Consider the following 16314-nt stretch of genomic DNA (forward strand, 5'->3'; position numbering starts at 1 on the left):
GAGAGGGTTTTGCGGATGAGCGGCGCCGTGAGCCGCTCATCTGAAGTGGATCTGCGCAGATCAGATCAGGTCTTGAGTCAGTGCGAGCGTGGCGAAGTTGTCCGCCATGATCGCCATTTCGGCTTCCTGCACCACGGCGGCGCTGAGCACGCGGCCCTTGAACGGCAAGTCGCGGGTGGCGCAGGCGTCTTCGACCAGGGTGCAGCGGAACCCCAGGTTCTTCGCCGCGCGCACGGTGGTGCTGACGCTGGAATGGCTCATGAAACCGCAGACGATCAGGTCCAGCGAGCCAAGGTTTTGCAAGCGATCGAGCAACTCGGTGCCGTGGAAGGCGCTCGGCAGCAGTTTGCCGATAATGGTTTCATCACCTTGTGGTTCGAGGCCCGGGATGAATTCGCCGCGTTCGCCCTGCGGGTCGAACAGGCCACCGACAGTGCCGAGGTGACGCACGTGCACGATCGGCCGACCGGCTGCACGGGCTGCGGCAACCACTTGTTTGATGTTCGCGACGGCCGCGTCCATGCCGTTCAGGGCCAGCGGGCCACTGAGATATTCTTTCTGGGCATCGATGATGACCACGGTGGCATGGCTCAGAGTGGCCGCTGCGTAGCCGCGACCGCTGAGTTGAAACATCGTTTTTGGAACGGACATTCTGGGGCTCCTTGGGGTGGGGCTTTTGCGACATTGTCCTCTGGCTGAGCGGTTCTGTGAATCGCTACCATCGTAGGCACCGTCGTTACTGGCCTGCAGCCTTGTCAAGTTACACGTTCTGTTCAATAGCTGATGCAAAAAACAGAAAACTCCTACTGTCGGCGCGATGTTTTTCCCGCGTCGTCGTCAGGCGTTTTGGCTGCTAGAATCGCCAGTCGTTTTTTCTGGAGTTTTGCCCCGTGATCACTTCCCGACTTCGTACCCTGCGCGACCACATTCGTTGGGCCGTCAGCCGCTTCCATGGGGAGGATCTGTTTTTCGGCCATGGCACCGACAATGCCTGGGACGAAGCCCGGCAACTCGTGCTCGGCGCTTTGCACCTGCCTTGGGAAATCGCCGACAGCTACCTCGATTGCGCGCTGGAAGACGATGAGTTGGTCAATCTGCAACGCCTGCTCAAGCGCCGGATCGAAGAACGCATCCCGACCGCTTACCTGTTGGGTGAGGCTTGGTTCTGCGGCATGTCGTTCATCGTTGACGAGCGCGTGTTGATACCGCGTTCACCGATTGGCGAACTGATCGAAAACCGCTTCGCCCCGTGGATCGGCACCGAACCTGCGCGGATTCTCGACCTCTGCACCGGCTCCGGTTGCATCGGTATCGCCTGCGCTTACGAGTTCCAGAACGCCGAGGTGGTGCTGGCCGATCTGTCGTTTGAAGCGCTGGAAGTGGCCAACCAGAACATCGAGCGCCATGGCGTCGATGAGCGCGTCTACACCGTGCAGGGCGATGGTTTCGATGGTTTGCCGGGTCAGCGTTTCGACCTGATTGTGTCGAACCCGCCATACGTGGATGCGGAAGATTTCGCTGACATGCCGGACGAATATCAGCATGAACCAGAGCTGGGTCTGGCGTGCGGCGATGATGGTCTGAATCTGGTGCGACGCATGCTCGCTGAAGCGGCGGATCACCTGACCGAGAAGGGCTTGTTGATTGTCGAGGTGGGCAACAGTCAGGTGCACGTTGACGCGTTGTACCCGGAAGTCGATTTCGCCTGGCTGGAATTCGAGCGTGGCGGGCATGGCGTGTTCATGCTGACGGCGGAGCAGTGCCGCGATCATCAGGCCTTGTTCGCTTCCCGCGTCTGACCCTTAAAAGCTTCGTCGGAACGCCGCCCGGAGCAGGCTCGCTCCCACAGGGAAATGCATTCCAAGGTGGGAGCGAGCCTGCTCGCGAATGGCCGCACTGCGGTCTCAAGCCATCAGCGGTGCGTAGCAATCCAGATCAACAACCCTGCCTGAAACACCGCAAACGCCACCAGACACGTAATCGTGAAACGCAGCCCAGCGTCTTCACGCTTGAACTTGCTGACCTTGTCTTCCTGCTTCTTCAGCTTCACTTCCTGCTCGGCCAGATTCTGCTCGGCCTGTTGAAGCATCTGCGCCGCTTCAAGAATTTCGACGATCTGCAGCTTTTCGCTGTTCCAGTCGCCGAGCAAATCGCCAACCTGTACTTCCTTGACGCTGCCCTTCAAATGCTGGGCATCGGCGTACACCACATCAAAGCCGTGCACGCGCAGGAAATGATCGCGACGCAGCCGCGTGTCTTCGTTCAGCGCGTCCTTGTTGTTCAAGTCCATGCCGTCGACGGTGTAGGTCGGCCAGCGCTTTTTCGCCCAATTGATGCCTTGCGCGGCCATGTAACGGCCGATGCCACGGTTCATCGGTTCGATCTGCAGGCCGCTGTCCGGGCCGAAGTGCACACGCTTGGTCGTGTGATCAACCCACACGTCCAGCTGATTCTGCTCTTTGCGCACACGCTGGCCGGGCAGTTTGATCGCCATGCGCATCAGGCTTTTTTCTTTGCTGGTGCGCTCGGCATAGCCGAATTCGACGAAGCGCAAGGGGCGGCCGCCGGTGTTGCGGTCGGTCTGCAGTGGGGCCAGGCGGAGCATCTTGTGGTGCTCGACGTGGACATCCGCCCACGGCAGCTCGACCGCTGGCGGTGCGTCTTTTTCAGCGGTGGTGTCGGGTGAAGTCTGGGTATCAGTCATAACGGCGAGATCCTGTCCAAGCCCTGCTTGTCGCCAGCCGTTGCGCTGGCGACAAAGGCTTATCGGCCGTTTTTTGCAGGACTAGAGGGCAAACAACCGTTAACGGGTGCGAAGTCCGTCAATAAACTCGATGATTTTTGCGCCGAGTTCGGCGGCCAGCGGCAAATTAGGGTCCTTGTACGAGGCCAATTGCCGCTTCATATCGTTGTGCACGATGCGCATGACGTGGTTCATGCCATCGATCACCGCCAGTTCGGCGTCGGGTTTGGCAGATTTCAGCGCCTGCGCATCGCCAACGCCGACCTGCATGTCGTTGCTGCCCTGAACAATAAGCGCCGGCATCTGCAATTGCGCGAACGCTTTTGCCGGATCCTGACGAAACAGCGAAATCAGATACGGCTGCACGCTCGGGCGGAAAATTACCTGCAACGGTTGCGGCACATTGTCATCGGTGTGGCCGGCCTTGAGGCTGTCGAGCAGTTCGTTACTGCGCAGCATCAGCGGCGGCGGCAGGCTGCGGGCCAGTTGCTCGCGGATCACCTGATCGACCGGGCGGGCGCTGCCGGACAAGGAAATCACCGCCGCGGCATCGACTTTCGGCGCGGCGAGGCTGGCAATCAGCGCGCCTTCACTGTGGCCCAGCAGGATCAATTTGCCGAAACGCGGATCGGCCTTGAGTTTCTGCCCCCACGCCACGGCGTCTGCCGCGTAGGCTTCCACCGACAAATTGCGCTCATCGGGCGTCGCCGCCAGGCTCGCGGCCACCCCGCGCTTGTCGTAACGCACGCTGGCGATGTTGTGTTTGGCCAGCACCCACGCCAGGCGCTTGAGGCTGTCGTTGCGCCCGCCGTCGGGGTTGTTTCCGTCACGGTCCGTAGGACCTGAGCCAGAAATGATCAGGACAACCGGCACCGGGTTGTCAGATTTTGGCAGCAGCAGCGAACCGAAAAGTTCGCCGGTGCCGGTATCTAAAGTGACCGGGCGTTGTAGGACCGTCGCTTGGGCAAAGCCCGTAAACAGGGTAAGACTCAAGATCAAAACTCGCAGCATCATCACGCCATCATTCGCCAAGGTGCCGGTTGGACTCGCCAGCACCACTAAGGTTCGAGGATGAACTACTCGGTTAGCCTGCGTATACTGGCGCGCATCACGAATTTGGGTTTGATTTCACGGAGCGTCCTGCATGTCCGGCAATACCTACGGCAAGTTGTTCACTGTCACCACCGCTGGCGAGAGCCATGGTCCGGCGTTGGTCGCCATTGTCGACGGCTGCCCGCCGGGCCTGGAGATCTCCCTTGAAGACCTGCAGCGCGACCTCGATCGCCGCAAGCCAGGCACCAGCCGCCACACCACCCAGCGTCAGGAAGCCGACGAAGTCGAAATCCTCTCCGGCGTGTTTGAAGGGCGCACCACCGGTTGCTCGATCGGCTTGCTGATCCGCAACACCGACCAGAAGTCCAAGGACTACTCGGCGATCAAGGATCTGTTTCGCCCGGCCCACGCCGACTACACCTACCACCACAAATACGGTGAGCGCGACTACCGTGGCGGTGGCCGCAGCTCGGCCCGCGAAACCGCAATGCGCGTGGCGGCCGGTGCGATCGCCAAGAAATATCTGGCCAGCCAAGGCATCGTCATCCGCGGCTACATGAGCCAGCTCGGCCCGATCGAAATCCCGTTCAAGACCTGGGATTCGGTGGAAGAAAACGCCTTCTTCAGCCCGGATCCGGACAAAGTCCCTGAGCTGGAAGCCTACATGGACCAATTGCGTCGCGACCAGGACTCGGTCGGCGCCAAAATCACCGTGGTTGCCGAAGGCGTGATGCCCGGTCTGGGCGAGCCGATTTTCGATCGTCTCGACGCCGAACTGGCTCACGCGCTGATGAGCATCAACGCCGTCAAAGGCGTGGAAATCGGCGCCGGTTTCGCCTCGGTCGCCCAGCGCGGCACTGAGCACCGCGATGAAATGACCCCGGAAGGTTTCCTCAGCAACAATGCCGGCGGCATTCTCGGTGGTATTTCTTCCGGTCAGCCGATCGTTGCGCATCTGGCGTTGAAACCGACTTCCAGCATCACCACTCCGGGCCGTTCGATCGATATCCACGGCAACCCGGTCGACGTCATCACCAAGGGCCGTCATGATCCGTGCGTCGGCATCCGCGCCACGCCGATTGCCGAAGCGATGATGGCCATTGTGCTGATGGATCACCTGCTGCGTCACCGTGGGCAGAACGCCGATGTGCGAGTGAGCACGCCGGTGCTGGGTCAGCTTTGATGGCAGGCCCTGAAGCCGTCGCGGCATAACCGGCGTGGCGGCGCTCCCTTACTGGCGGCTGTCCAGTTTCTACCTGTTCTATTTCGCCTTGCTCGGGTCGACAGCGCCATTTCTGGCGCTGTACTTCGATCACCTCGGCTTCAGTCCGGCGCGGATCGGTGAACTGGTCGCCATCCCGATGCTGATGCGCTGCGTGGCGCCGAACATCTGGGGCTGGCTTGGTGATTACACCGGCAGACGCCTGGCCATCGTGCGTTTTGGCGCGGTGTGCACACTGCTGACCTTCTCGTTGATTTTCGTCAGCAAGACCTACGCCTGGCTGGCGATGGTCATGGCGCTGCATGCGTTCTTCTGGCACGCGGTGCTGCCGCAATTTGAAGTGATTACGCTGGCACATTTGCAAGGGCAGACCTCGCGTTACAGCCAGATCCGTCTGTGGGGCTCGATCGGTTTCATCATTACCGTGGTCGTTCTGGGGCGGCTGTTCGAATGGCTCAGCCTCGATATCTACCCGGCGGCGCTGGTGCTGATCATGGCCGGCATCGTCCTCAGCAGCTTGTGGGTGCCGAATGCGCAACCGCCGCAAGGCAATCGTCCCAGCGGCGAGGGTTTCCTCAAGCAACTGCGCAACCCCGGTGTGCTGGCGTTTTATGGTTGCGTGGCGTTGATGCAGATGAGCCACGGCCCGTATTACACCTTTCTGACTTTGCACCTTGAACGACTCGGCTACACGCGCGGCACGATCGGCATGCTCTGGGCCGTGGGTGTCGTTGCCGAAGTGCTGATGTTTATGGCGATGAGCCGGATTCTTGCGCGGTTTTCCCTGCGTCGGGTGCTGATGGCGAGTTTTCTGCTGGCGGCGCTGCGCTGGTTGCTGCTAGGTTCGTTCGCCGAGTTTCTCTGGGTGCTGTTGTTCGCGCAGGTTCTGCATGCGGCGACCTTCGGTAGCTTTCACGCCGCTGCCATCGCTTTCGTGCAACGTAGCTTCGGCGCGCGTCAGCAAGGGCAGGGCCAGGCGTTGTACGCAGCACTGGCCGGCACCGGCGGCGCGATGGGCGCGTTGTATTCCGGTTACAGCTGGAATGCCCTCGGCGCGACATTGACCTTTAGTATTGCCAGTCTCGCGGCGCTCGCTGCTGCCGTTATCATTGCCATACGTATGCAAGAGGACAGGCCATGAGCCTTACGCGTGAACAACTCGCCCAGCAAATCGTCGATGCCGGGCGCTTTCTTTATGGTCGCGGCTGGTCGCCGGCCACCAGCAGCAATTACTCGACGCGCCTGTCGCCGAGCGAAGCGCTGTTGACCGTGTCCGGCAAGCACAAAGGCCAGTTGGGTCTGGACGATGTGCTCGCCACCGACCTTTGCGGCAACAGCCTGGAACCGGGCAAGAAGCCGTCCGCCGAAACCTTGCTGCACACTCAGCTTTATAGCTGGCGGCCTGAGATCGGCGCAGTGCTGCACACCCATTCGGTCAACGCCACCGTGTTGTCGCGCCAGACCCCGGAAGACTTCATCGAGTTCGAAGACTACGAACTGCAGAAAGCCTTCAGCGGCATTTCGACCCACGAATCGCGGGTGTGCGTGCCGATTTTCGACAACGATCAGGACATTGCGCGCCTCGCCGCCAAGGTGCAGCCTTGGCTCGACGCCCATCCCGATTGCGTCGGTTATCTGATTCGCGGCCACGGCCTCTATACCTGGGGCGCGCAGATGAACGACGCGCTACGGCAGATCGAGGCCTTTGAATTTCTGTTTGAATGCGAGTTGAAAACCCGCAGCGTCATGAACCGCCAAGGCTGACTTCACCGGAAGTAGCCCATTTGCCTGATGAAATGCTGTGCCCGACCGGTCTGCAAGAACCGGACGGCAAGGCCGATACCGAGGAATTGCCCCAATGAGCAGCCTGTCCGTCTATCACGTCTCCAGCCCCGACATTCCCAACAAAGTGCTGACCCACTTTGAAGACATCGCCTCGACCCTGGCCGAGCAGGGCGTGCGCTTCGACCGCTGGCAAGCCGCCGCAAAGATTCAGCCCGGCGCCACGCAAGAAGAAGTGATCAGCGCTTACAAAGAGCAGATCGACAAGCTGATGACCGAGCGCGGTTACATCACCGTCGATGTCATCAGCCTGAACAGCGATCACCCGCAAAAAGCCGAACTGCGCGCCAAGTTCCTTGAAGAACATCGCCATGGCGAAGACGAAGTACGCTTTTTCGTTGCCGGCCGTGGCCTGTTTACCTTGCACATCGACGATTACGTCTACGCCGTGCTGTGCGAGAAGAACGATCTGATCTCAGTGCCGGCCGGCACCAAACACTGGTTCGACATGGGCGAGCATCCGCACTTCGTGGCGATTCGCCTGTTCAACAACCCCGAAGGCTGGGTTGCCAATTTCACCGGCGAAGACATCGCCGGCCGTTTCCCGCGTCTGGAGGACTGATTCGATGTCGATCAAAGCCATTGTCACCGACATTGAAGGCACCACCAGCGCGGTGAGTTTCGTCTTCGACGTGCTGTTCCCGTACGCGGCCAAACACTTGCCGGATTTCGTCCGCCAGAACGCCGAACGTGCCGATGTGGCCGAGCAACTCGACGCCGTACGCCGTGACAGCAACGCGCCGCAGGCCGATGTTGAGCGGGTTGTTGAAATCCTCTTGAGCTGGATAGAGGAAGATCGCAAAGCCACGCCGCTCAAGGCCTTGCAAGGCATGGTCTGGGCGCAGGGTTATCACGCCGGGCAGTTGAAGGGGCATGTCTACCCGGATGCCGTTGAAGCGCTGCGCCGCTGGCATGCTGCGGGTTATCAGCTGTTCGTGTACTCGTCCGGCTCGATTCAGGCGCAGAAGCTGATTTTCGGCTGCTCGGAAGTGGGGGATCTGACGCCGCTGTTCAGCGGGTATTTCGACACCACCTCGGGACCCAAGCGTGAGGCGCAGTCATACACCAATATTCAGCAAGCGATCGGTGTTGAAGCGGGGGAGATTCTGTTTCTCTCGGACATCGTCGAAGAACTCGACGCCGCACAAGCGGCAGGCCTGCAAACCTGTGGCCTGGCCCGCGAAGGCGGGGAGCTGGGTAGCCACATCACCGTCGAAACGTTCACCGGCATAGAACCCGAAGCTTTCTGACCACACCAATAAAATGTGGGAGCGAGCTTGCTCGCGAAGGCGGAACATCAGATAAAAAATTTCTCCCTGACACACCGCTTTCGCGAGCAGGCTCGCTCCCACAGGGGATTGGCGTCAGGCACAAAAAAACAGGCCGTGAAGCGAAAGCTCCACGGCCTGTTTTGTTTAAAACGCTTTAAAAATTACAGCGAGTGATACGTCGGCAGGGCAAAACGCTGCTGGCTTTGCAGCATGGCAATTTGCGGCAGCTCACTGGCTTGTTCAGCCAGGTCACGACGAATTGCACTGATCGCCCACGACAGTTGGTCGCCGGCATGCAGTTGTTGATAAGTCAGTGCGCGCTTAAACACTTTGCCGTCGCTGCTGCGCAGCGTCAGCAGGATCCCGCCATCGGGACGTGGCGCAGTGGTGACGTCGAAGTTGGAGAACAGGGAGGTAAATTTTTCTTGGATCAGGCTCATGTCTTTCAGCTCCGTATGCACTTGAATGGCAAGCATGCAGAGGAGGTTGCAGCGATTGTGCCAGCATTTGAGAATAATAAAATCCTTGAAAATCAATGACTTAAAAAATATGAAAATTCCGGGTGTCGTGCAAACTGCATGAATGGCCATCGTGCATCCTGCATTTTGCGGGATCGTTGTCCAATCCACGGAACCAATCGCCAACCCGGTGATCATCACAGCCGCCGGCCGATCCGCGGATACAAAACATTGCAAAAACCGCGTGTACAGCGTGAGAAGCGCTGACGTATTTTCGATCTCGACCCGCGCTCGCACGCGTCGGTTGCATCAAGTCAAAGCCCGAAAAATAAAAACATCGACCTGCACGCCAAGGTCGGACGGGGAGCTTTTATGAGCCACGCGCCAAGCGACACGATTACCTGGGGCATGATGCTCCGCAAACTGCCGATGATTGCCAAAGCTATCCCACGGGTGGTCAAGGGCATGAAGGTGGCCAACGTCACGGATCCGACCCGAAGCTGTGGCCTTGGCTGGACATTTGAGCAAGCGACGTTGCGCAACCCCGAGGGGCCGGCGTTATTGCAGGGCGATGTGCGGCTGACCTATGCGCAGGTCAACCAGTGGGCCAACCGCATCGCTCATTATCTGAACGGGCAGGGCATCGGCAAGGGCGATGTAGTCGCGGTGTTCATTGAAAACCGGCCGGAATTGCTAGTGACCATTCTGGCGCTGGCCAAGGTCGGCGCGGTCAGCGCGCTGCTCAATACTTCACAAACCCGCGATACGCTGATCCACAGCGTGAATCTGGTGGCGCCGGTGGCGGTTGTCGTCGGTGAAGAACTGGTTCCGGCTTATGCGGCGATTCGCGACCAAGTGGCGATTACCGCGCCGCGCACCTGGTTTGTCGCCGATCAGGACACCTACAGTCATCCGGGCATTGCGCCCGAAGACTACGTCAACCTGATCAGCGCCAGCGCCGACGCATCCAGTGAGAATCCGCCGAGCAGCCAGCAGATCTTTTTCGACGATCCGTGTTTCTACATCTACACCTCCGGCACCACCGGCCTGCCCAAGGCCGGGGTGTTCAAGCACGGGCGCTGGATGCGCAGCTCCGCCAGTTTCGGCATGATTGCCCTCAACATGGGCCCCGACGATGTTGTCTATTGCACCTTGCCGCTGTACCACGCCACGGGTCTCTGTGTGTGCTGGGGCTCGGCGGTCAACGGCGCTTCGGGTTTCGCGATTCGCCGCAAGTTCAGCGCCAGTCAATTCTGGAACGACGTGCGCCGTTATCGGGCGACCACCCTCGGTTACGTCGGCGAGTTGTGCCGTTATCTGGTCGATCAACCGGCCAGCGCCGATGACAGCTGCCACGATGTGCGCAAAATGATCGGCAACGGCTTGCGCCCCGGCGCCTGGGCCGAGTTCAAGACGCGCTTCGCCGTCGACCACATCTGTGAACTGTATGCGGCGAGCGACGGCAACATCGGTTTTACCAATATCCTCAATTTCGACAACACCATTGGCTTCTCGCTGATGGCCTGGGAGCTGGTGGCCTACGATCATGACAGCGGTGAACCGCTGCGCAGCGCCGACGGTTTCATGAGCAAGGTTGGCAAAGGCGAGCAGGGCTTGCTGCTGGCGCGGATTGACGAGAAGGCGCCGCTGGACGGCTACACCGATCCGCAGAAAACCGCCAAGGTCGTGCTGCACGACGTGTTTACCAAGGGTGACCGTTTTTTCAACACCGGTGATCTGCTGCGCAACATCGGTTTTGGTCACGCACAATTTGTTGATCGGCTCGGTGATACCTATCGCTGGAAGGGCGAAAACGTCTCGACTACTGAAGTCGAAAACCTGTTGCTGCAACACCCGCACATCTCCGAAGCGGTGGCCTATGGCGTGGAAATTCGCAACACCAACGGCCGCGCCGGTATGGCGGCGATCACGCCAGCGGAGTCCCTCGCGACGCTGGATTTCGCCGAGTTGCTGACCTTTGCCCGGGAGCGTATGCCGGCCTATGCCGTGCCTTTGTTCCTGAGAGTGAAGGTCAAGATGGAAACCACCGGCACCTTCAAATACCAGAAAACCCGACTGAAAAATGAGGGCTTCGACCCCGTCCAGGCGGGCGATGACCCGATCTACGCGTGGCTGCCCGGCACGCAGACTTACGTTCGGGTCACTGACGAAGTGCTGGCAGAAATTCATCAGGGCAAACATCGCTATTGAATCTGGCTATGGGGCGGCTTGAGAAAAAGGGGGTGACAGCCACGGTCTCGCTCGGGAAACTGTCGGCTTTCCGATAGACCGAAAGTGGAGTTGCCCCATGTCCGACCAAAGCCGCCAGATGACCCCTGAAGAAGCTGCCGAATTCACCGAGCAGGTTTTCAACAAGGCGCGCGACGGTGATGCCGAGATGCTTGATCGTCTGGTCACGGCCGGTTTGCCGGTGAACCTGAAGAACAGCAAGGGCGACACCCTATTGATGCTGGCCAGCTACTACGGCCATGTGGATGCGGTGCAAGTGCTGCTTAAACACAAAGCCGATCCGGAAATGCGCAATGGCAACGGCCAGAGTCCGATTGCCGGTGCGGCGTTCAAGGGCGATCTGGCAGTGGTCAAGGCGTTGGTCGAGGCGGGCGCCGAGATCGAAGGCTCGTCGTTTGATGGCCGGACTGCGCTGATGATGGCGGCAATGTTCAACCGTGTTGAAATCGTCGATTACCTTATCAGCAAGGGTGCGAACGCCCAGGCCAAGGATGCCAATGGCGTGACCGCACTGGATGCGGCGCGCACCATGGGTGCCGTCGATACCACCGCTCAACTGGAAAAACTCCAGGCCTGATAAGGTCAAAAGATCGCAGCCTGCGGCAGCTCCTACGCTGAACTTGTAGGAGCTGCCGCAGGCTGCGATCTTTTGCTTTGTGCGCTATCCTCCGCGCCCTCGAAATTCACCTTCGCCACAGGATCCGCCCTCATGAAAGCCGCACTCGTCGAACTCATCAGCAAAATCAGCTCCGGCTGCATGGGCGAGGACGAGATCCTGAAAGTCGCCGACGAAGCGGCACTGGCCTACGCCGATGCCGATGCTTTTCTGGCAGCCAACCCCGACATCAACTACGACGACACCTTCCCGATCCCGCTGGGCGAGTGGGTCGTGGTCGGCAGCTTGCCGGAAACCGTGCTGTTCCAGGCCGACACCTACGTTGATCTGTTTGCGCAGATCGTCGCCTCGTTCGGCCCGGGCGTGGATTTCAACCTCAAGCCAAAGCAACTGGCCAAGACCGAAGCGCTGACCGCGCTCAATCGCATCCAGGTGCAGATGAGCAGCATGAACAAGGAAAACGGCGGTTACACACTGATGAACTTCAGCCAGTTGCTCGACGACGAACTGCAAATGGTCCTGGTCTTCGGCAACGACGTGCCTCGAGTGCTGGAACTGTGCACCGAAGTCGGCATCGCCGCCGCGCCATCGCTCGAAGCCCTGAAGATCGCCGTTCACGTCTGAGTGCAATAAAAGGGAACCCTGTGCGCGACCGTCTATCCTAAAAGTGCATGCCACTATTCTGGAGCGACACCATGGGTTCCACGTTCAACGGTCTGATTGGCCTGATCATCCTTGCCCTCGACATCTGGGCCATCATCAATGTGCTGAAAAGCGGCGCAACCACCGGGATGAAAATCGTCTGGGTGCTGCTGATCATCCTCCTGCCAGTGCTGGGCCTGATCATCTGGGCGATTGCCGGACCGCGGGGCAACGTGCGGATCTGATAACACCGCACTACCCCTGTGGGAGCGAGCCTGCTCGCGAAAGCGCTGGATCAGTCACCGACAATGTTGACTGGTACGCCGCCTTCGCGAGCAGGCTCGCTCCCCCAGGGGATTGTTGTTGGCCGATGAAGTGAGGTTCGACCTGTCATCTTCGGCAACGTAGAATGCGCGCCTTTCCCGGGCGATCGTCCCCTCGATCGGCGCCCGCGCATTCATCGGAGCACTTGACCATGACCGTCACCAAAACCAGCGAGTACCTGGAAACCCTCTACGAAGGCTACGGCCAGCGTTTTCGCATGGAAAAACTGCTGCACGAAGTGCGCACCGAACACCAGCACCTGGTGATCTTCCAGAACCCGCGCATGGGTCGCGTGATGGCGCTGGACGGCGTGATCCAGACCACCGAAGCCGACGAATTCATCTACCACGAAATGCTAACCCACGTGCCGCTCCTCGCCCATGGCAGTGCCAAGCGCGTACTGATCATCGGCGGCGGTGACGGCGGCATGTTGCGCGAAGTGACCAAGCACGCCGGCGTTGAACACATCACCATGGTCGAGATCGACGGCACCGTGGTCGACATGTGCAAAGAGTTCCTGCCGAACCATTCCAGCGGCGCCTACGACGATCCGCGTCTGAACCTGGTGATCGACGATGGCATGCGTTTCGTCGCCACCACCACGGAAAAATTCGACGTGATCATCTCTGACTCCACCGACCCGATCGGCCCGGGCGAAGTGTTGTTCTCGGAGAACTTCTACCAGGCTTGCCACCGCTGCCTGAACGAAGGCGGCATTCTGGTGACCCAGAACGGCACGCCGTTCATGCAGATCGACGAAGTGAAAACCACTGCCGGTCGCCTGAACAGCCTGTTCCCGGACTGGCACTTCTATCAAGCCGCAGTGCCGACCTACATCGGCGGTTCGATGACCTTCGCTTGGGGCTCGACCAACCCGGCCTACCGCAAACTGAGCCGTGAAACCCTGCAACAGCGCTTCATCGGCAGCGGCATCGTCACCCGTTACTACAACCCGGAAATCCACATCGGCGCGTTCGCCTTGCCTCAGTACGTGCTGCAGGCGATCAACAAGCCAAGCAACGATTAAAAGAACACCGCAACTCCCCTGTGGGAGCGAGCTCGCTCCCACATTTGCTTCCCCGTAAAGCAGATGTCGTTTTTTTCATCTTCGCCCGCTGTAATCCTTTTGAACCAACTTTCGGCATGCACAGTCGAGATACGTGTAAGCCCATTTGCGGGTTTGATCGAGGAGGCACCGATGCAAAAGTGGAAAGTCACTTTCGTGGACGATCATGGTGAAATTGTCGATGAGGTGTTCGAGCGCGCGGAATGCCCCAGCGACGATGAGGCTGCTCGATTGATCAAGGCACGGCTTCTGCCCGTCGCCGCCGAACTGGATCTCAACGATCTGGAAGGGCGCACGGCCGATGCGGGCGTGAAAAACCTGAAAACCCAGAACAGCATCGAAATCCGCAGCATTACTCCAATCTGAAAATCTTCCTTTCATCCGAAGCAACCAGGCCTTGGCAGCAGCTCTATCTTGGGGCTACTCTGCAAGCGAGATCAGCGAACGGATCGCTAAGGTCTGGTCTTGTCAGCTACATGCTTGTTCCCGCGTGCAACCACGTTGCCGTAGTACTTTGGCCAAAGGCCCGGGGCGGGAATACGGAAAGTCTATCCATCTATGCGAGGGGGACGATTCATGAGCACAGCCTATCAAGAAGACATCAGCAGCAATGTTCTGCGCCGCATGAAAGAAGGCGGTTTCGATTTTTCCCGATTCCATCCCATCGAGTTCTACGCCATTTTCCCGGACGAGGAGCGGGCGCGCAGGGCTGCAGGCAAATTTCGCGGTGAATCCATCAATGCCCAGGTCAGCGTGCGTGATGACGGTGCGTGGGCGCTGGAATTGAGCAAAGTGATGTACGCGACCTATGACGATATCGGCGATTTCGAGCAGGGCTTTTCGGCAGTGGTCGAGCCCTTGGGCGGCATTATCGAGGGTTGGGGCGTGAAGCAGGAGGTGCGCAATCGCCACCGTTTGAACTGATCTCTTGCGATAACTGTTGAGCAACGGCTGACCTTCGGGTCGGCCGTTGTCGTTTGCGGCGCTCGAAAACCATCGTGGCAAAACCCTGAAACAAGAAACCGAGGCAAAAAAAAGCCACCGGAGAGGGTGGCTAAAAGGGAAGACCGATAAGGAGAGGAAACCGGTCAGGGTTACAGCGGGGCGGGCTGCGAGGGCAGTCCAGGTCAGTTGAGCTGGCGACTTCGCGGCGCAATGCGCGGGGAAGCTTTGCAGCGAATGCGCGGATTATCCGCAGGCAGCGCCGGGCAGTGAAATCAACTCTGACTATGCTGGTGATAGGCGATGCAGTGCGTCGCAATGAAGCGGGGGCAATCCGGTTGGGGCAATTGCCGCACAGGAATGGTGCGGTGCTTGCGGCGTGTATTTCCAACCGATTGAAATCAAAGCGTTTATGCCGATGGCACGGGCCTTGCGAAGGTCTGTATGTCCGGGTGACAAGGAGTACGGCATGATCCGCACCTATTTTGATGAAATGTACGATGCCGGCGGCCAGGTTCGCCCGCATTATCGGGAGTTCGCCCGCTGGCTGGCCGAAACGCCTGACGAGCTGCTGGCCCAGCGGCGACGCGAGGCTGACTTGCTGTTCCATCGCGCCGGGATCACTTTCACGCTCTATGGCGACGAGCAGGGCACCGAGCGCCTGATTCCTTTCGACACCATCCCGCGCAGCATTCCCGCCAGCGAGTGGCGAATCGTCGAGCGCGGCTGCATCCAGCGGGTCAAGGCGCTGAACATGTTTCTCGCTGACCTCTATCATGAGCAGCGCATCATCAAGGCCGGGATCATTCCTGCCGAACAGGTGCTGGCCAATGAGCAATATCAGTTGGCGATGCAAGGCCTCGATCTGCACCGTGATATCTATTCGCACATCTCTGGCGTCGATCTGGTGCGCGACGGCGACGGCACCTATTACGTCCTCGAAGACAACCTGCGCACACCGAGTGGCGTGAGCTATATGCTCGAAGACCGCAAGATGATGATGCGCCTTTTCCCTGAGCTGTTCGCCGCCCAGCGGATTGCGCCAATCGATCACTACCCGAACCTGTTGCTCGACACCCTGAAAAGCTCCAGCCCGATTGATGACCCGAGCGTCGTGGTGCTGACGCCGGGGCGCTTCAACAGTGCGTTCTTCGAACACGCGTTTCTCGCCCGGGAAATGGGCGTGGAGCTGGTCGAAGGCGCCGATCTGTTCGTGCGTGACGACAAAGTCTTCATGCGCACTACCGATGGCCCGAAAGCGGTGGACGTGATCTATCGTCGTCTCGACGACGCGTTCCTCGACCCACTGGCGTTCAATCCCGATTCGATGCTCGGTGTGCCGGGGCTGCTCTCGTCTTATCGCTCCGGCAACGTAGTGCTGGCAAACGCCATCGGCACTGGCGTGGCGGACGATAAATCGGTGTATCCGTTTGTCACCGACATGATCCGGTTTTACCTCGATGAAGAACCGATCCTGAAAAACGTGCCGACCTGGCAATGCCGCAACCCGTCTGAACTTTCCCATGTGCTGGCCAATCTTCCAGATCTGGTGGTCAAGGAAACCCAAGGCTCCGGTGGTTACGGAATGCTGGTGGGGCCGGCGTCAACGACGGCGGAAATAGATGCCTTCCGCGAACGGATAAAGGCCAAGCCACACGCATACATCGCGCAGCCGACATTGTCGCTGTCGACCTGTCCGACCTTTGTCGAAAACGGTATTGCGCCGCGCCATATCGATTTGCGTCCGTTTGTCTTGTCCGGGCGCGAGACCCGTGTGGTGCCCGGCGGTTTGACCCGCGTCGCATTGCGCGAAGGCTCTCTGGTGGTGAATTCCTCCCAGGGTGGCGGAACCAAGGACACCTGGGTGGTCGAGGATTGAAGGAAG

Annotated in this window: 18 protein-coding genes; 14 read left to right on the plus strand and 4 right to left on the minus strand. The window is 59.3% G+C overall.

Annotated elements, in window-relative coordinates:
- Window positions 1-60 precede the first annotated feature (60 nt).
- Window positions 61-651 (minus strand): cysteine hydrolase family protein, encoded by a 591-nt coding sequence (locus ACZ0A4_RS03930; RefSeq protein ID WP_463557407.1) that lies wholly within the window; start codon window positions 649-651, stop codon window positions 61-63.
- Between the two features lie 239 nt (window positions 652-890).
- On the opposite strand from ACZ0A4_RS03930, the gene prmB reads away from it, so the two are divergent.
- Entirely contained in the window at window positions 891-1799 is a 909-nt protein-coding gene (prmB, locus tag ACZ0A4_RS03935; RefSeq protein WP_122605429.1) for a 50S ribosomal protein L3 N(5)-glutamine methyltransferase, read from the plus strand.
- A gap of 113 nt (window positions 1800-1912) precedes the next feature.
- Here the strand turns inward: prmB and ACZ0A4_RS03940 are convergent, their stop codons facing one another.
- Both ACZ0A4_RS03940 and ACZ0A4_RS03945 read right to left on the minus strand, forming a co-directional pair.
- Window positions 1913-2704, minus strand: a complete 792-nt coding sequence (locus ACZ0A4_RS03940; protein WP_116032873.1) for a hypothetical protein — start codon at window positions 2702-2704, stop codon at window positions 1913-1915.
- A 99-nt stretch (window positions 2705-2803) separates the two neighbouring features.
- Complete coding sequence (locus tag ACZ0A4_RS03945; RefSeq protein ID WP_141129886.1) at window positions 2804-3757, minus strand: alpha/beta hydrolase; 954 nt, start codon at window positions 3755-3757, stop codon at window positions 2804-2806.
- Window positions 3758-3887: 130 nt separating this feature from the next.
- Between ACZ0A4_RS03945 and aroC the strand changes: the two genes are divergently transcribed.
- From aroC to mtnC, 5 genes are all read left to right on the plus strand, one after another.
- Window positions 3888-4979, plus strand: a complete 1092-nt coding sequence (gene aroC / locus ACZ0A4_RS03950; RefSeq protein WP_077571784.1) for a chorismate synthase — start codon at window positions 3888-3890, stop codon at window positions 4977-4979.
- 34 nt (window positions 4980-5013) lie between these two features.
- The gene (locus ACZ0A4_RS03955; protein ID WP_463573150.1) at window positions 5014-6159 is read left to right on the plus strand and encodes an MFS transporter; all 1146 of its coding nucleotides are present in this window, start codon (window positions 5014-5016) and stop codon (window positions 6157-6159) included.
- Complete coding sequence (locus tag ACZ0A4_RS03960) at window positions 6156-6782, plus strand: methylthioribulose 1-phosphate dehydratase (protein ID WP_463573151.1); 627 nt, start codon at window positions 6156-6158, stop codon at window positions 6780-6782. The genes ACZ0A4_RS03955 and ACZ0A4_RS03960 overlap by 4 nt, the downstream gene beginning before the upstream one ends.
- 94 nt (window positions 6783-6876) lie before the next feature.
- Complete coding sequence (locus ACZ0A4_RS03965) at window positions 6877-7422, plus strand: 1,2-dihydroxy-3-keto-5-methylthiopentene dioxygenase (RefSeq protein WP_007914042.1); 546 nt, start codon at window positions 6877-6879, stop codon at window positions 7420-7422.
- Between the two features lie 4 nt (window positions 7423-7426).
- Window positions 7427-8110, plus strand: coding sequence for an acireductone synthase (gene mtnC / locus ACZ0A4_RS03970; protein WP_463573152.1), 684 nt, complete (start codon window positions 7427-7429; stop codon window positions 8108-8110).
- A 182-nt stretch (window positions 8111-8292) separates the two neighbouring features.
- Here the strand turns inward: mtnC and ACZ0A4_RS03975 are convergent, their stop codons facing one another.
- A complete protein-coding gene (locus ACZ0A4_RS03975; protein WP_008080936.1) occupies window positions 8293-8571 on the minus strand; it encodes a DUF3509 domain-containing protein in 279 nt (92 codons plus the stop codon).
- Window positions 8572-8961: 390 nt separating this feature from the next.
- Here ACZ0A4_RS03975 and ACZ0A4_RS03980 point away from each other — a divergent pair, with 390 nt between their 5' ends.
- The 8 genes from ACZ0A4_RS03980 to ACZ0A4_RS04015 all read left to right on the plus strand — a co-directional run bounded on the left by ACZ0A4_RS03980 (window position 8962) and on the right by ACZ0A4_RS04015 (window position 16308).
- The gene (locus tag ACZ0A4_RS03980; RefSeq protein WP_463573153.1) at window positions 8962-10800 is read left to right on the plus strand and encodes a long-chain-acyl-CoA synthetase; all 1839 of its coding nucleotides are present in this window, start codon (window positions 8962-8964) and stop codon (window positions 10798-10800) included.
- A 97-nt stretch (window positions 10801-10897) separates the two neighbouring features.
- A complete protein-coding gene (locus ACZ0A4_RS03985; RefSeq protein WP_463573154.1) occupies window positions 10898-11416 on the plus strand; it encodes an ankyrin repeat domain-containing protein in 519 nt (172 codons plus the stop codon).
- A gap of 132 nt (window positions 11417-11548) precedes the next feature.
- The gene (locus tag ACZ0A4_RS03990; RefSeq protein ID WP_463573155.1) at window positions 11549-12079 is read left to right on the plus strand and encodes a hypothetical protein; all 531 of its coding nucleotides are present in this window, start codon (window positions 11549-11551) and stop codon (window positions 12077-12079) included.
- A gap of 71 nt (window positions 12080-12150) precedes the next feature.
- Complete coding sequence (locus ACZ0A4_RS03995) at window positions 12151-12342, plus strand: PLDc N-terminal domain-containing protein (RefSeq protein ID WP_007914053.1); 192 nt, start codon at window positions 12151-12153, stop codon at window positions 12340-12342.
- Window positions 12343-12572: 230 nt separating this feature from the next.
- Complete coding sequence (speE, locus tag ACZ0A4_RS04000; RefSeq protein ID WP_463573156.1) at window positions 12573-13448, plus strand: polyamine aminopropyltransferase; 876 nt, start codon at window positions 12573-12575, stop codon at window positions 13446-13448.
- A 171-nt stretch (window positions 13449-13619) separates the two neighbouring features.
- On the plus strand, window positions 13620-13853 hold the full coding sequence (locus ACZ0A4_RS04005) for a hypothetical protein (protein ID WP_463387665.1): 234 nt from the start codon (window positions 13620-13622) through the stop codon (window positions 13851-13853).
- A gap of 210 nt (window positions 13854-14063) precedes the next feature.
- Window positions 14064-14411, plus strand: coding sequence for a ribonuclease E inhibitor RraB (locus ACZ0A4_RS04010; RefSeq protein WP_007914059.1), 348 nt, complete (start codon window positions 14064-14066; stop codon window positions 14409-14411).
- A 487-nt stretch (window positions 14412-14898) separates the two neighbouring features.
- Entirely contained in the window at window positions 14899-16308 is a 1410-nt protein-coding gene (locus tag ACZ0A4_RS04015) for a circularly permuted type 2 ATP-grasp protein (protein ID WP_463573157.1), read from the plus strand.
- The last annotated feature ends 6 nt before the right edge of the window (window positions 16309-16314 follow it).

It is taken from the genome of Pseudomonas sp. AC172 (assembly GCF_979258595.1).

Excerpts from the sequence above, each read along its gene's own strand:
- ACZ0A4_RS03930 (WP_463557407.1), bottom strand. The coding sequence starts at position 651 with ATGTCCGTTCCAAAAACGATGTTTCAACTCAGCGGTCGCGGCTACGCA.
- ACZ0A4_RS03940 (WP_116032873.1), bottom strand. The coding sequence starts at position 2,704 with ATGACTGATACCCAGACTTCACCCGACACCACCGCTGAAAAAGACGCA.
- ACZ0A4_RS03945 (WP_141129886.1), bottom strand. The coding sequence starts at position 3,757 with ATGATGCTGCGAGTTTTGATCTTGAGTCTTACCCTGTTTACGGGCTTT.
- aroC (WP_077571784.1), top strand. The coding sequence starts at position 3,888 with ATGTCCGGCAATACCTACGGCAAGTTGTTCACTGTCACCACCGCTGGC.
- ACZ0A4_RS03960 (WP_463573151.1), top strand. The coding sequence starts at position 6,156 with ATGAGCCTTACGCGTGAACAACTCGCCCAGCAAATCGTCGATGCCGGG.
- ACZ0A4_RS03965 (WP_007914042.1), top strand. The coding sequence starts at position 6,877 with ATGAGCAGCCTGTCCGTCTATCACGTCTCCAGCCCCGACATTCCCAAC.
- mtnC (WP_463573152.1), top strand. The coding sequence starts at position 7,427 with ATGTCGATCAAAGCCATTGTCACCGACATTGAAGGCACCACCAGCGCG.
- ACZ0A4_RS03975 (WP_008080936.1), bottom strand. The coding sequence starts at position 8,571 with ATGAGCCTGATCCAAGAAAAATTTACCTCCCTGTTCTCCAACTTCGAC.
- ACZ0A4_RS03980 (WP_463573153.1), top strand. The coding sequence starts at position 8,962 with ATGAGCCACGCGCCAAGCGACACGATTACCTGGGGCATGATGCTCCGC.
- ACZ0A4_RS03985 (WP_463573154.1), top strand. The coding sequence starts at position 10,898 with ATGTCCGACCAAAGCCGCCAGATGACCCCTGAAGAAGCTGCCGAATTC.
- ACZ0A4_RS03990 (WP_463573155.1), top strand. The coding sequence starts at position 11,549 with ATGAAAGCCGCACTCGTCGAACTCATCAGCAAAATCAGCTCCGGCTGC.
- ACZ0A4_RS03995 (WP_007914053.1), top strand. The coding sequence starts at position 12,151 with ATGGGTTCCACGTTCAACGGTCTGATTGGCCTGATCATCCTTGCCCTC.
- speE (WP_463573156.1), top strand. The coding sequence starts at position 12,573 with ATGACCGTCACCAAAACCAGCGAGTACCTGGAAACCCTCTACGAAGGC.
- ACZ0A4_RS04005 (WP_463387665.1), top strand. The coding sequence starts at position 13,620 with ATGCAAAAGTGGAAAGTCACTTTCGTGGACGATCATGGTGAAATTGTC.
- ACZ0A4_RS04010 (WP_007914059.1), top strand. The coding sequence starts at position 14,064 with ATGAGCACAGCCTATCAAGAAGACATCAGCAGCAATGTTCTGCGCCGC.
- ACZ0A4_RS04015 (WP_463573157.1), top strand. The coding sequence starts at position 14,899 with ATGATCCGCACCTATTTTGATGAAATGTACGATGCCGGCGGCCAGGTT.